This window comes from Pseudophaeobacter arcticus DSM 23566, from assembly GCF_000473205.1.
Taxonomy (GTDB): domain Bacteria; phylum Pseudomonadota; class Alphaproteobacteria; order Rhodobacterales; family Rhodobacteraceae; genus Pseudophaeobacter; species Pseudophaeobacter arcticus.
In genome coordinates, this window is the sequence record NZ_KI421507.1 from 2,006,231 (window position 1) to 2,019,354 (window position 13,124).

At 59.3% G+C, this 13,124-nt stretch carries 13 protein-coding genes and 2 tRNA genes; 7 read left to right on the top strand and 8 right to left on the bottom strand.

Annotation, left to right across the window (positions count from 1 at the left end; translation table 11 throughout):
• Positions 1 to 51: 51 nt before the first annotated feature.
• Positions 52 to 681: a glutathione S-transferase family protein gene (locus tag ARCT_RS0113645; RefSeq protein ID WP_027240582.1), complete on the bottom strand. Its 630-nt coding sequence runs from the start codon at positions 679 to 681 to the stop codon at positions 52 to 54.
• 95 nt (positions 682 to 776) lie between these two features.
• On the opposite strand from ARCT_RS0113645, the gene ARCT_RS0113650 reads away from it, so the two are divergent.
• Positions 777 to 1,511: a helix-turn-helix transcriptional regulator gene (locus tag ARCT_RS0113650; RefSeq protein ID WP_027240583.1), complete on the top strand. Its 735-nt coding sequence runs from the start codon at positions 777 to 779 to the stop codon at positions 1,509 to 1,511.
• Here the strand turns inward: ARCT_RS0113650 and ARCT_RS0113655 are convergent.
• Positions 1,508 to 1,918, bottom strand: coding sequence for a SufE family protein (locus ARCT_RS0113655; protein WP_027240584.1), 411 nt, complete (start codon positions 1,916 to 1,918; stop codon positions 1,508 to 1,510). The two genes, ARCT_RS0113650 and ARCT_RS0113655, sit on opposite strands and share 4 nt — an antisense overlap.
• Before the next feature lie 138 nt (positions 1,919 to 2,056).
• On the opposite strand from ARCT_RS0113655, the gene ARCT_RS0113660 reads away from it, so the two are divergent.
• Positions 2,057 to 2,575, top strand: coding sequence for a hypothetical protein (locus tag ARCT_RS0113660; protein WP_027240585.1), 519 nt, complete (start codon positions 2,057 to 2,059; stop codon positions 2,573 to 2,575).
• A 282-nt stretch (positions 2,576 to 2,857) separates the two neighbouring features.
• On the opposite strand, the gene rnd is transcribed toward ARCT_RS0113660, so the two are convergent.
• From rnd to ARCT_RS0113680, 4 genes are all read right to left on the bottom strand, one after another.
• Positions 2,858 to 4,015, bottom strand: a complete 1,158-nt coding sequence (rnd, locus tag ARCT_RS0113665) for a ribonuclease D (RefSeq protein WP_027240586.1) — start codon at positions 4,013 to 4,015, stop codon at positions 2,858 to 2,860.
• An 82-nt stretch (positions 4,016 to 4,097) separates the two neighbouring features.
• Positions 4,098 to 4,700, bottom strand: a complete 603-nt coding sequence (purN, locus tag ARCT_RS0113670) for a phosphoribosylglycinamide formyltransferase (RefSeq protein ID WP_027240587.1) — start codon at positions 4,698 to 4,700, stop codon at positions 4,098 to 4,100.
• Entirely contained in the window at positions 4,697 to 5,743 is a 1,047-nt protein-coding gene (gene purM / locus ARCT_RS0113675) for a phosphoribosylformylglycinamidine cyclo-ligase (RefSeq protein ID WP_027240588.1), read from the bottom strand. The genes purN and purM overlap by 4 nt, the downstream gene beginning before the upstream one ends.
• Before the next feature lie 117 nt (positions 5,744 to 5,860).
• On the bottom strand, positions 5,861 to 6,844 hold the full coding sequence (locus tag ARCT_RS0113680; protein ID WP_027240589.1) for an MBL fold metallo-hydrolase: 984 nt from the start codon (positions 6,842 to 6,844) through the stop codon (positions 5,861 to 5,863).
• Positions 6,845 to 6,962: 118 nt separating this feature from the next.
• On the opposite strand from ARCT_RS0113680, the gene ARCT_RS0113685 reads away from it, so the two are divergent.
• Positions 6,963 to 7,898: a LysR family transcriptional regulator gene (locus tag ARCT_RS0113685; protein WP_027240590.1), complete on the top strand. Its 936-nt coding sequence runs from the start codon at positions 6,963 to 6,965 to the stop codon at positions 7,896 to 7,898.
• A gap of 36 nt (positions 7,899 to 7,934) precedes the next feature.
• Positions 7,935 to 8,010 (top strand) — tRNA-Ile (locus ARCT_RS0113690).
• A gap of 322 nt (positions 8,011 to 8,332) precedes the next feature.
• Here the strand turns inward: ARCT_RS0113690 and ARCT_RS0113695 are convergent.
• Positions 8,333 to 8,770 carry a nuclear transport factor 2 family protein gene (locus ARCT_RS0113695; protein ID WP_051360750.1) on the bottom strand — a complete coding sequence of 146 codons (438 nt, stop codon included), beginning with the start codon at positions 8,768 to 8,770 and terminating at the stop codon, positions 8,333 to 8,335.
• A gap of 309 nt (positions 8,771 to 9,079) precedes the next feature.
• Here ARCT_RS0113695 and speB point away from each other — a divergent pair, with 309 nt between their 5' ends.
• On the top strand, positions 9,080 to 10,063 hold the full coding sequence (speB, locus tag ARCT_RS0113700) for an agmatinase (RefSeq protein ID WP_027240592.1): 984 nt from the start codon (positions 9,080 to 9,082) through the stop codon (positions 10,061 to 10,063).
• Between the two features lie 50 nt (positions 10,064 to 10,113).
• Here speB and ARCT_RS0113705 read toward each other — a convergent pair whose 3' ends face one another.
• Positions 10,114 to 11,433: an ATP-binding protein gene (locus tag ARCT_RS0113705; RefSeq protein WP_027240593.1), complete on the bottom strand. Its 1,320-nt coding sequence runs from the start codon at positions 11,431 to 11,433 to the stop codon at positions 10,114 to 10,116.
• A 127-nt stretch (positions 11,434 to 11,560) separates the two neighbouring features.
• Between ARCT_RS0113705 and ARCT_RS0113710 the strand changes: the two genes are divergently transcribed.
• Together ARCT_RS0113710 and ARCT_RS0113715 are read left to right on the top strand one after the other, a co-directional pair.
• Complete coding sequence (locus ARCT_RS0113710) at positions 11,561 to 12,475, top strand: MBL fold metallo-hydrolase (RefSeq protein WP_027240594.1); 915 nt, start codon at positions 11,561 to 11,563, stop codon at positions 12,473 to 12,475.
• Positions 12,476 to 12,544: 69 nt separating this feature from the next.
• Positions 12,545 to 12,619, top strand: a tRNA-Asn gene (locus ARCT_RS0113715).
• Positions 12,620 to 13,124: the final 505 nt, after the last annotated feature.

Here is a 13,124-nt window from a genome sequence, read left to right on the forward strand (position 1 = left end):
TTTTCCCCGCCCTCAGGCCCTGATTCAGACCCCGGTTCAGGTCCAGGCGGGTTAGGCTGAGGCCTTGACCATCAGGCTTTGTATCGCCTCTGCTTCAAACGCCTCCAGCGCGGTGCTGTCCTGCGCCGCTGCCACCCGGGCCACCCAGGCTTTCACCACAGCGCTGTCAGGCATCAAATGCGGCGCCCAGAGAAAGGCCGAGGCCATGATGAGATCCGCGACGGTCAGATCATCGCCCAGCAAAAATGGCTTATCCTGCAACCCAGTTTCCAGCTGTGCCCCGACCTCGGTCAGGGTGCGAAACGCCCCCACCAGCGCCGGGTGGTTCACCTCAGCAAACTGCGCCACCAAGGCAGGCTCCAGCACGCCACCATAGTAGCACATCCAGCTCAGGTAGCTGCCCCGCCCCGGAGCGCCGATCTTGGGGCTCAACGGCTGGCCGTAAAGCTCATCCAGATACATCATGATGGCGGCACTCTCGCGAATGGTCTCGCCTTCATCGGTGACCAAAAACGGCACCTTGCCTTCGGGATGGGCGTTCATCGGATCCCGCCGCCCCGAGCCGTCACTTTTGACAATGTCAACACAGATGACCTCCACCGCGTCGAGCTTCCCCATCAGCATAAGCTGGGAAATGACGCGAGAAGAGCGGGTGTTGGGAGAATGATATAGCTTTGGCATTGGAAAAGAACCTTTCAGATTTTGGTTGCCGATGCGGGATATATGCCGCTACCCTCCTGTCAAATTCTGTCAGGATGTATTGTCTAGTTTACCACATGGCCAAATCAGATCGCCTCTTTCGTCTGCTGCATCTCATCCGTGGGTTGACGCCGCCAGTGACCGCGGCCCGACTCGCTGCCGCGATGGAGGTATCAGAGCGCACCATCTACCGCGACATCGACAGTCTGCGCGTCGCTGGCGCCAGGATCGAGGGCGAAGCGGGCCTTGGCTACACCATGGTCGAAGACCCCGCCCTGCCGCCGCAGACCTTTACCCAGATCGAAATCGAAGCCCTGACGCTGGGCCTGTCCGAGGTGGGGCAGCGCGGTGACAGAGATCTGGCACAGGCGGCCAATGATGCGCTGGTGAAAATCCTCGCCACCCTGCCCGAGCGACAGCAACGCCAGGCCATGCATGCGGTCAATCTGGCGCATCGGTATACGGTGCCGCAGCCGCCCACCATCGACATGACGCTGCTACGCGAGGCCATGTGGGCCGAAGAGGCGCTGGAAATCGGCTACAGAGATCTAAAAGATGCCCAGACCCAACGGCGCATTTACCCGCTGGCTCTATCCTATCATGACCATGCGGTCATGTTGCTCGCCTGGTGCTGCAAACGCGCGGATTTTCGCATGTTTCATGTCACGCGTATCGAAGGCTACACCAAAACCGGCGAGAGCTTTCGCCCGCGGCGGGTGTCGCTGCTGCGGGACTATATCGCGCAGCTGCAACAGCGCAACAAGGCCAGGCTGGCCACCCCCTGCGATCCAGACCAGACCGCGCCGCGCTAGAGCTGTGCGGCCGCCGTGTCGCGAATGCGCTCGATCATTGCCCGCAGCCCATTGGAGCGCTGCGCCGACAGATGTTCGTTCAATCCCAAACGCTCCAGCTCGGCCCGGGCATCCACCGCCACGACCTCAGTCAGCGTAAGCCCGTTGTAGAGGCTGCGCAGCACCGAAATCAATCCGCGCACGATAAGCGCATCACTTTCGCCGTCAAAATGAAAACGCCCCTCTGTGATTGTTGGATGCAGCCAAACCTGGCTGGCACAGCCATCCACCTTGGTTGCGGGCACCTTCAGCGCCTCTGCCAGAGGCTCCATTGCCTTGCCCTGTTCGATCACATGGCGATAGCGATCTTCCCAGTCTTCCAGGAATTCAAAGTCTTCGACAATCTCTTCAAATGCGGCGCTGGCCATGTCCGGGCGTCCCCTCGTTTGTGACAGAAATCAGCAATGCAGCACCTATGCCGCCTGTCCATGCTTTTCAACAGCTTTTCAAGCGCCGCGCAATCGGGTAACCACAATCAACCAGACTTAAAAGACGGGCGGGACGACATGCGTAAATCCTTGGCACTCATCTTGGCGGGCACGCTGATACTTGCGGGCTGTGGCGGCTGGCGTGAGTCACGTATCAATCCAGGCAACTGGTTTGGAAAATCACGCTCCGCGCCCGTTACTGTGGCCGCTGAAGGCGAACCAACCAATCCACTGCTTGCAGAGGAAGGGCGCAAGAGCATCTTTGCCCGCCCTGACAAAGAAGACCTGAGTGTCCCCGTGGCAAAAATCAGCGAGTTGCGGGTGGAACCTACTCCCAATGGCGCGATCATCTATGCCAGTGGCATTGCGTCCCGACAGGGGGCCCATAAGGTGGAATTGCGGCCTGTTGCCGATGCTGCGGATAACACGCTGGAATACACCCTGCACGTTCTGTACCCTGTGGACCCCACCCCGGCGGGAAGCGAACACAGCCGCACCATTCAGGCGGCGGTTACCGTTTCAGAACAAAGCCTGCGCGGCATTCGCACCATCCGCGTCAGCGGCGCCGAAAACGCCCGCGAAACCCGCCGCCGCTGATCCCAGGCCGCGTCGCACAAGCCGCAGTTTAGCAAAGCGCCGTTTGGACACAGCACTGTTTCGAATAAGCCCAGAGTCCCAGAACTCTGGGCTTTGCTATGTCTATCGACAGGTTTCCATCAACAGGTTTCCATCGACAGACAGAATCAAACAAACAAACAAGCACAGGGACAAGAACAGGGCCTGTCACCAAGCATCGCCGATAGCCAGTTTGGATAGCCAGTTGGCAGTGCACGCTGTGATCACGCCCCCTGGCCGCCAAAGGTCGCGATAGACCAGCCGCTACAGCGCCACCACTTTCACCGATTGACCCTTGGCGGCCAGGGCAATTTCGCCATTGCACAGACGCAGAGCGTCCTCACCAAAGACTTCGTGACGCCAGCCTGTCAGGGCGGCAACGTCGCGCTCCCCTGCGGCGATGGCATCCAGGTCCGCGCTGGGGGCGATCAGCTTGGCGGCGACACCTGCAGATTCGGTCTTGGCCTTCAGCAAGACCCGCAACAGATCCGACAGCGCCGGGTTGACCTGCAGCTTTTCCCGGCTGCGATCAGCCTTGGGGTGTTTGTCAGCCGGGCAATTAATGCCCCTGGTGACCGCCTGCAAAATACCTTCTGCAATGGCACCTTTACGGGCTTCGCGCAGCAACAGACGCGAGCCCCCCAGATCGGCGCCGGTACGCGGCTTGGTCGAAGCCAGCTCAACCAGCGCGTCGTCCTTGAACACGCGGTTGCGCGGTACATTGTTGGTCTGGGCATAGTCTTCGCGAAAGGCCGCCAGTTCCCGCACCACAGCAAGAAACTTGCCAGAGGAGGTGCGGGTTTTGACCCGGCGCCAGGCCTCTTGTGGCTGAATGTCATAGGTCGCAGGATCGGTCAGCACCTGCAGTTCCTCGGCAACCCAGTGCGACCGCCCGCTGCGTTCAAGATCGGCGGCGAGAAATTCATAGACCCGCCGCAGATGGGTCACATCCGCCAGCGCATAGGTCTGCTGGGCCTCGCTCAAAGGGCGACGCGACCAATCGGTAAAGCGCGAGCTTTTGTCGACGCCTTCCTTGACGATCTTGCGCACCAGGGTTTCATAGCCGACCTGATCACCAAAACCGCAGACCATGGCCGCGACCTGGGTATCAAACAGCGGCTTGGGAAAGACATTGGCATCCACCCAGAAGATCTCCAGATCTTGCCGCGCGGCATGGAACACCTTGACCACCGACTCATCGCGAAACAGCGTATAAAGCGGCTCCAGCGACAGACCGTCGGACAAAGGGTCAACCAGCACTGCGTCGTTCTCACCATCGCCGGAAAAGGCGATCTGGATCAGACAGAGCTTGGAATAATAGGTGCGTTCGCGCAGAAACTCGGTATCCACCGTCACGTAGGGGTAATTTGCGGCCTCTTCACAAAAGGCCTGCAGCTCGTCGGTGGTGGTCAGAGTTTTCATATATCACGACTTTTCTGGTGTTCTGGTCCAAAGGAATGGCCATGGTGATACGCCTTTGACGCCAGCAATGCAAACCGCCAGATCAGCCCTGCAGCAGTACCGGGGTGCGATCCCCCGCCGCAAAGCGTCGCAGCACTGCCGGATAGAGCCGATGCTCCTGCACCAGCACCCGCGCCGCCAGATCCTCGGGGGTGTCTCCGGGCAGAACAGGCACCCGCGCCTGGCCCAAAATTGGCCCGTCATCCAGCGCCGGCGTGACCTCATGTACGGTGCAGCCATGCTCTGCATCCCCGGCCTCCAGGGCGCGCGCATGGGTGTGCAGGCCTTTGTATTTAGGCAGCAAGGAGGGGTGAATATTCAGCATGCGGCCCTGAAAATGTGCCACAAACCCTGCGGTCAGAACCCGCATGAACCCGGCCAGACAGACAATATCAGCGCCTGCGTCAAGAATGGGCTTTACCAGTTCGGCCTCAAAGGCTGCGCGGTCGCCCTTGAACGGGCGATGATCCACCGCCGCCGTGGCAATGCCAGCAGCAGCGGCCTTTTTCAGCCCGCCGGCCTCGGCGTCATTTGACATCACCAGACAGGGGCGGGCCGGATGGTCGCCGGTCATGCTCTCGATCAGCGCCACCATGTTGGAGCCGCCGCCCGAGACCAGAATGGCAACCTTTTTCTTATCGCTCACAGCAGGTTGCCTGTGTAGCGCATGCCAGCACCAGCCGTCACCGTGCCAAGCCGGCTGACGGTTTCGCCTTCGTCCTGCAGGATTGCGACCAGCTCATCCGCGCGATCAGCGGACACCGACAGGATCATGCCAATACCGCAGTTGAAGGTTTTCAGCATCTCAGCCTCGGCAATACCGCCCACCTCGGCCATCCATTTGAACACGCCGGGCAGCTCCCAGCTGTCCAGGTTGATATCAGCGCCCAGATCCTCGGGCAGCACCCGTGGCAGGTTTTCAGTAAGACCACCGCCGGTGATATGGGCCAGCGCATGCACGCCCCCTGCCCGCACTGCCGCGAGACTTTGTTTCACATACAAACGGGTTGGCGTCAGCAGCGCCTCGCCCAGGCTGCCCGCGCCAAAGGGCGAATCCGCGTCCCAACCCAGGCCAGAAAGTTCAACAATCTTGCGCACCAGAGAATAGCCATTGGAATGCACCCCGTCCGAGGCCAGCCCCAAGAGCACGTCGCCCTCGACCACGCCCGCAGGCAGGGCGGTGCCACGTTCCATGGCGCCAACAGCAAAACCGGCAAGATCAAAATCACCCTTGGGGTACATGCCGGGCATCTCTGCGGTTTCCCCCCCGATCAGCGCGCAGCCAGAGCGCACGCAGCCCTCGGCGATGCCTTCGATGATCCGGGCAGCCGTTTCTGTTTCCAGTTTGCCGGTGGCAAAATAATCGAGGAAGAACAACGGCTCAGCCCCCTGGCAGACCAGATCGTTGACACACATGGCGACCAGATCAATGCCCACACCATCCACAACACCGGTGTCGATGGCGATACGCAGCTTGGTGCCAACCCCATCGGTGGCACCAACCAGGATAGGATCGCTATAGCCTGCATCCTTGAGGTCAAAAAGCGCGCCAAAGCCGCCAAGGCCGCTCATCACGCCGGAGCGATTGGTCCGCTTGGCGGCGGGCTTGATGCGATCCACCAGGGCATTGCCCGCGTCAATATCCACACCTGCATCCGCATAGGTCAAACCGTTCTTGCCGCTGGTCATCTCTTGGCTCCTTAAAACTGGTTGCGCAGCCTTTATCGCAAGGCTCACCGGAAAGAAACAAGGGAATCCACCGTGCGCGACCTGTCGCACGGTGGAGGGGCCAAATCAGCAGTTAATTCAGAGGCCAAATTGCCATGGCGCCGGTTGATATGCGTAGCCTTCCGTTTGGCGCAGCACCCGGCCAAGGCCTGGGAAGTCGATATGGCTTCCGGTCAGCAACAGCCCATCGGTGGCGGCACGATCCAGCATTTTGTGGCGAGTCGCCGCCGTCAGCTGCGGATCGGTGTCAAAGGCGATGGTCCAGTCGGGATAGGCAAATTGCAGCGCGGTGCTGTGGATGATGTCCCCCCAGAACAACAGCTGCTCACCACCGCTGTCCAGCATATAGCCCGTATGTCCAGGCGTATGCCCCGGCAGCGGCAGCGCGGTGAACCCCGCAAGAACCGTGTCTTCGCCCGCAATCAGCCGCAACCGGTTCTGATAGGGGGCAACCGTCATACGAGCCATTTGGAAAAATCCACGGCTGTTTTCCGGAACCGAGGCCATGATGGCATCGTCATGCCAGAACTCCCATTCCACCTGTGACACCACCAGCGATGCATTTGCAAACACCGCCGTGCCATCGCCCGCAACCAGCCCGCCAGAATGGTCCGGATGCATATGGGTCAGCAAAACTGTCGAAATTTCGCTGGGCTTCACCCCCATGGCTGCCAATCCGGCGCGCATCGCTCCCAAATTTGGCCCCATCAGGTCAGCTGTTCCGGCATCAATCAGGATTTTTTCACTGCCCCGCTCCACCAGGTAGCCCTGCACCGGGATCTGCAACCCCGCAGGGGTCATCTGGTGCAAGCCCTTGGCCAGAACCGCATTTGCTTTATCCGCATCAAAGTTGGCAAAAAGCTGCGTCCCCAGTGGCAGATGCCCATCCAGCAACACGGTCACACGGGCATCCCCGATGGAAAACTGGTGCAAAACCGGGGGCAAACCTGTTGTTGGCGCCGCAGTCTCATCTGTATCCTGAGCCAGCGCCCGACCAGAAATCAAGGCAGCAGCAGGCGCTGCGGTAAGAGCACTCAGTAGGGTTCTACGATTGATCGTCATAAGGTTCTCCAATATGATTTAGACCAAGTCTTGGCCTCATACCCGATTTAGTTTGCTCAAACGGGCCAATGTAGGCCTAAATCGCCTATCGCCCTTATAAGCAGGATTTATAACAAACATGGATCGACTGGGACTGTTGGAAAGCTTTGTCATCGCCCTGGACGAAGGCAGCCTGAACCGCGCCGCCCAGCGCCGTGGCATCAGCCAGCCCGCCATGAGCCTGCAAATCAAGCAGCTCGAAGCCCTGCTGGGCCATGAGTTGCTGCATCGTTCCTCAACCGGGGTAAAGCCAACCCGCCCTGGCCAGTTGGTCTATGCCCAGGCGCAGGGGCTATTGTCGGGCTATGACCTGATGTGCGCCGAGCTGAGCGCCCTGGAAGACAGCGTCTCGGGCACCTTTCGGATCAACACCAGCACCTTTTTTGGCCGTATTATCCTGGGTCCTGTGCTGCTGGAGGTCAATCAGGCCTACCCTGACCTGAATATCGTGATGAAACTGGAAGACCGGCTGGTTGATGTCCTGCGCGAAAATGTGGATCTGGCAATCCGCTCTGGAACGCTGGGCGACAGCGATGGCGCCGCGCGCAAGATCGCCCAGATGGAAACCGTGCTGTTTGCCACCCCCACCTATCTGGATCAGGCCGGACGCCCCAGTGTGCCCGAAGACCTGAGACGGCTGAAATTCATTCAGCATCACGAAGATCAGACCGGCGGCTTTTTCCCGCTGACCCTAGACGGCGTGGAATATCAGGCGCCGGTTCATGTGGGGTTCACCGCCGATGACCCTGATTTGATCATCCGCGCGGTGTCAAACCACACCGGATATGCCCGTGCGCCACGGCTGTTTCTCGATGAGGCCTTGCTGGATGGGCGGTTTGAGGAAGTGCTGCCCTCATATCAGCCTCAGCCCAAAGATATCTATGCGGTGTACCCTTCACGCCATAGCTATGACAAACGCCACGAGGTGGTCGTGGCGGCGCTTCTGGAGCGTATCGAGGCCCTGCGACGGGCTTCCCTTGCCCGGCGTTGCCCTCCAACTGCAATCATGGCTTGACCTTCCTGCGGGCATTTTCTAACCACGTCCCCAGGCGGGCCTGTAGCTCAACGGTTAGAGCAGAGCGCTCATAACGCTTTGGTTGCGGGTTCAAATCCTGCCGGGCCTACCAATTCCCCCTACCGCCTGGTGAAAACCTTCGCCCCCCCTATCTTGGATAGAGCGGTGATTTGACAGGTCCTCCAGACAGGGGCAACAGACAGGGGGCATCAGCGCCGCATCGGAACATATCAGCCGGAAAAATCAGGACGTTGCGGTCCCCGCGATCCTGCATTCGTCAGCTGAGATGGGTATGCTCGCATTTGGCTATGCCGGCGACATGCGCGGCGCGGCAGTCCGGACCATGCCAACTGGGACCAATTGACCACGGCGCGCCAGGGCACCAGTCCCTCTCCCCGTGATCACGGCAGCGGGGCTGCCTTCTGACGATATGATTATTTCCAGGTCATCCCCTGTCCGGAAAAACACCCCATCATGGTATCGGGAGGCATTTGTCCAAGCTGCTCAAACAGGGCCAGGCAGTCGATCTTTGAAATCAACTCGGCGATCAGCCCCTGTTCAAAGCGCAGCATCAACAGGCTTTCTATAGAGAGAGGAGTATCCCCATCCGGGCCAGAGGCAGTTGTTCTGTAGTAGACGCTGGCCCAGTCGCCATCTTCCAGATACACAAGAATTTCGCTCTGCATCGGCCCCATAAGGCGGCCAAACATTTCCACCAAAAACGGCAGATCCTTCCGGAGGGCCATGCCGCCAAAAATTGGATCATCCTGTGCCAATGTGGGGGAAAGTAGAGTGTCCAAAGCGGAAATATTGCCTGCGTCCCAGATCTCTGAGAACCACAGTTCAACAACCTCCCGTTTGATCATAGTCATAGTATAGTCGCATTCCAGTCTAGTATTCGAACCGATCCCAAGCAGGACAGGCTGTAGGCACCATAACCTTAGCCTCTGCAGGTTACGGAAAACTTGCTGAACAGACTGGATCAAAACTTGAACGACAACAATCTTACGCATTGAAAGAGCGGGGCAGATCCAAGCATTCAGCACTGGACTGTGGCCAGGCCACCACTCTTTTTGATGCCTGCTACCGGTGTCGGCACATCTGCTGTCCGATCACTGGTCGTGGGACAGAAAGTCGACCATCATCCCGGGCGAAACAGACCAGAGCAACAGGAGATACGCGTGTCAGAGCATGGATATGAGGCCGGCCGGCTGAACCTTCCCTTTGTGGGGATCTCCACCTTTGGGAAATCCCCCTATGTGGCCGACTGGACCGCGATTGACGCGGATGTCGCCATTCTGGGCGCTCCCTTTGACTTTGGCACCCAGTGGCGCCCTGGCGCACGCTTTGGTCCCCGTGCAGTGCGCGAGGCCTCTACCCTGTTCAGCTTTGGCCATGCCGGCGCCTATGACCACGAGGATGACGCCACCTATCTGGGCGCCGATGTCAAGATCGTGGATATTGGCGATGCCGATATCATCCACACCAAAACCGAAGAAAGCCACGCCAATATCGAATTTGGTGTCAGGAAGATCCTCACAGCGGGCGCCCTGCCCGTTACCATCGGTGGCGACCATTCGATCAATATCCCCTGCATCAATGCCTTTGCCGAGGACTGCGCCATAAATGGCCCGCTCCATGTGGTACAGATTGATGCACATCTGGATTTTGTCGACACCCGGCACGGCGTCACCAATGGCCATGGCAACCCAATGCGCCGCGCCATCGAGAAAGATTATGTCGCGGGCATGACACAGCTCGGTATCCGCAATGTCTCTTCGACCGCCAAGGACGGCTATGATGATGCGCGGGCGCGTGGCTCTGACATCCTGTCGGTGCGCCAAGTCCGCAAACTGGGCACCCAAGCCGTGCTGGAGCGCCTGCCAAAGGGCGCGCGCTACTATGTGACCATCGACATTGATGCCTTCTGCCCCTCTATCGCTTCGGGCACGGGCACGCCCAGCCATGGCGGGTTTCTCTACTACGACGTGCTGGAGATCCTTCAGGGGCTGGCCCAACGCGGCGATGTGGTTGGCATTGATCTGGTTGAGGTCGCCCCTGCCTATGACCCGAGTGAAAGCACTCAGATCCTGGCGGCGCAGCTGCTGCTCAACTTCATCGGCTTCATTTTCCACGCCCGCAAGAACCACAGCGCAGAAACCTGATAGGTCCTGCCACCTGTGGCGTGCGGCGGCAGGACGGCTAGCGCCCTCGTCTAGCGCCCGATGACAATATCAGCCTGCAAACCGCCAAGCTCTTTGCTTTTGCCCAACCGCAGCATGCCGCCATGGGCGCGGGCAATATCGGCAACAATGGCAAGGCCCAACCCAACCCCCGAGCCCAGGTCCTGATTCCGTGCCGGATCCAGCCGGGCAAAGGGGCGCACCGCATCACCCCGTTGGGCCGCCGGGATACCGGGACCGTCGTCTTCAACCCGCAGCCGCAAAGATTTCTCGGTCAGGGTGACAGAAACCCGCGCCCGCGTGCCATAGCGCACCGCATTGGAGATCAGGTTCTCCAATGCCCGGCGTATCGACTGCGCCCGCAGCGGCACGGTACCAGAACCGCTCAACTCTCCCAGCATCACGTCCTTGTTCTGCCGCCGCCAATCCTCAACCACCGAAACTGCCAGCTTTTGCGGATCCACCGGCTCTGGCTCGCCGATGGAGGCGCCCCGTGAAAAATCAAGGAAAGCATCCAGCAGCGCCTGCATTTCGCTGACGTCGCGCAGCATGGGCTCTGCCTCGTCCTCATCGATCATCGCCAGGCTCAGCTTGAGCCGCGTCAACGGCGTCCGCAGATCATGGCTCACCCCAGAGAGCATCAGGGTGCGCTGTTCGATCTGGCGCTCGATACGCGCCCGCATGTCAAGAAAGGCACTGCCAGCCACCCGGACCTCGGTGGCACCGCGGGGGGAGTATGGCAGGTTGCGCCCGCGGCCAAAGGCCTGGGCCGCATCGGCCAGTTTTTTGATCGGGCGCAACTGGTTGCGCATGTAAACAATGGAAATCACCGTCATCAAAAACCCAAAGAACACCATGGTCACGATCAGCTGATGCGGTGCCGCAGCGGTCAGGCGCCGGCGGTCCAGCCCCAGCTCCAGGATCCCCGCCGGGGTTTCCAAATAAAGCAGGAACTCGCGGGTCTCGAGAAATTTGACCGCAACAAACCCCTTTAGCTCCTGCTGCAGTTTTTCCCGTACCACCCGGCCGGAGAATTCAATCCAGCTCAGCTCATCCTGTGGCCGTGGCGCATCCTGTTCCACAAAGCGTGCTGTCATGGTCAAAGGCGCCAAATAGGGCGCCAACCGTTGCAGATAGAGGTCAGCATCCGAGGTATCACCCGCCTGTTGTCGCAACAGGGTGATCTCTCGCAAAACCGTTATGGCCATCTGCGTTGTCACATCCTCAAGATCACGTTTGATAAAGACAATGGTGACCAGCAGTTGCAGGGCAACCACAGGCATAATCAGGATCAGTGCCGCACGGGCATATAGGCTGCGCGGAACATATTGTTTGAGCCATTGGAAGAACATAGGCTAATACTAGCGGCGCAGGCACCCAGTGTGAAGACCGGTTGACCCCCGCCAGTATTTGGTCGGAGCTCAGCCGGAAAAATACCAAAGGCAACGCGCAATGCGGCCCTTAGCAGAGGCAAACCAAATGCAGGCTCCCGATGATTTCAACCCGGCCCCCGGCCATCCAGAAGAGCTGCAACCCGGTGTGCGGCGCCTCTTGGCCCCCAACCCCTCGCCGATGACCTATCGGGGTACAAATACCTATCTGGTTGGGACAACGGAGCTGGCCGTCATCGACCCCGGACCGGATATGCAGCCTCATTTGGAGGCGATTCTGGCCTGCGTTCTGCCAGGCCAGCGGATCAGCCATATCATTGTCACCCATAGCCATCTGGACCACTCCCCCCTGGCCCGTGCGCTCTCTGCCAGCTGCGGCGCACCAGTCTATGGCTTTGGCCCCTCAGAGGCCGGGCGCAGCGCTATCATGCAACAGCTTGTCACCGCAGGCATGACAAGCGGCGGCGAAGGCATCGACAGCGATTTTGTCCCGGATATCACCGTTGCGGATGGCGAGATCCTGTCAGCGGCAGGCTGGCAGCTCGAAGTCATCCACACCCCCGGCCATCTGGGCAACCACATTGCCCTTGCCCTGGATGATGCCTGTTTCACAGCAGATCACGTGATGGGCTGGGCCAGTTCACTGGTCTCGCCCCCTGATGGGGATCTGACCGATTTTATGACTTCCTGCGCCCGTCTGCGCGCCCGCAACTGGCGGGTGTTCTACCCAGGTCACGGCGCAGCAATCACGGCCCCGCAAGAGCGGCTGGACTGGTTGATCGGCCATCGCAAAAGCCGCGAAGCCGAAATCCTGGCCTGTCTCGCACAGGCCCCGGCCACCCCAACCGAGCTGGCGCGGGCGATCTACCAAGAAACCCCCGCTGCTCTGTTGCCAGCGGCTGAACGCAATGTGTTTGCCCATCTTGTCGATCTGGCAGGCAGGTCCAAAGTTGAACCCTGCGGCGCCTTTACAGAAACCGGCAGCTTTCAAATTCTGCCTTGAGTTTTTTTCAAGAAATCGAATTTCCCCTCTGGACCTCCCCCAGAGGCCCCGCTATATCGCACGGACCGTTCCGGCGTAGCTCAGCGGTAGAGCAGTTGACTGTTAATCAATTGGTCGTAGGTTCGATCCCTACCGCCGGAGCCAAAAATTTCAAGGACTTAGCGCTCATCCGCTAAGTCCTTTTTCTTTCTGAGCACAGAAAATGCACCGCTTTCCCGAGAGAACGATGCCCTTTTTCTTTTTCCCGTGTTTTCCGACACTTGCGGACGGCACTTCCCAGGGGAAAGTGGATGCGCAGGAGAAACACAATGCAGAAATCACCCGCAAGAGAATGGAAATAGCCCGGTCGATCAACTCATATGACTGATTGCAGACGTACCCAACACAGGGTTTGACGACCTGTTTGGCGCAACGGTTGTGATCGTGGCATATGTTCTGGTGTTTGAGCCGTTTGGTTATCGTACCCCGGAAGACGAAGGACTCCTTGCTGCCAAGATTGTCCTTTTCCCTACGGCGGTCCTTTGGGCTGGTGTCTGGGTGGTCGCAAGGTTCATTGTCGGCAAGTGACGGTCTGACAGCAGGGATTGCTGCCGCCCCTTCACGGGGAATCTGGGCGGCGCTGATACAGGCTTTTGGCATATCATCGAAG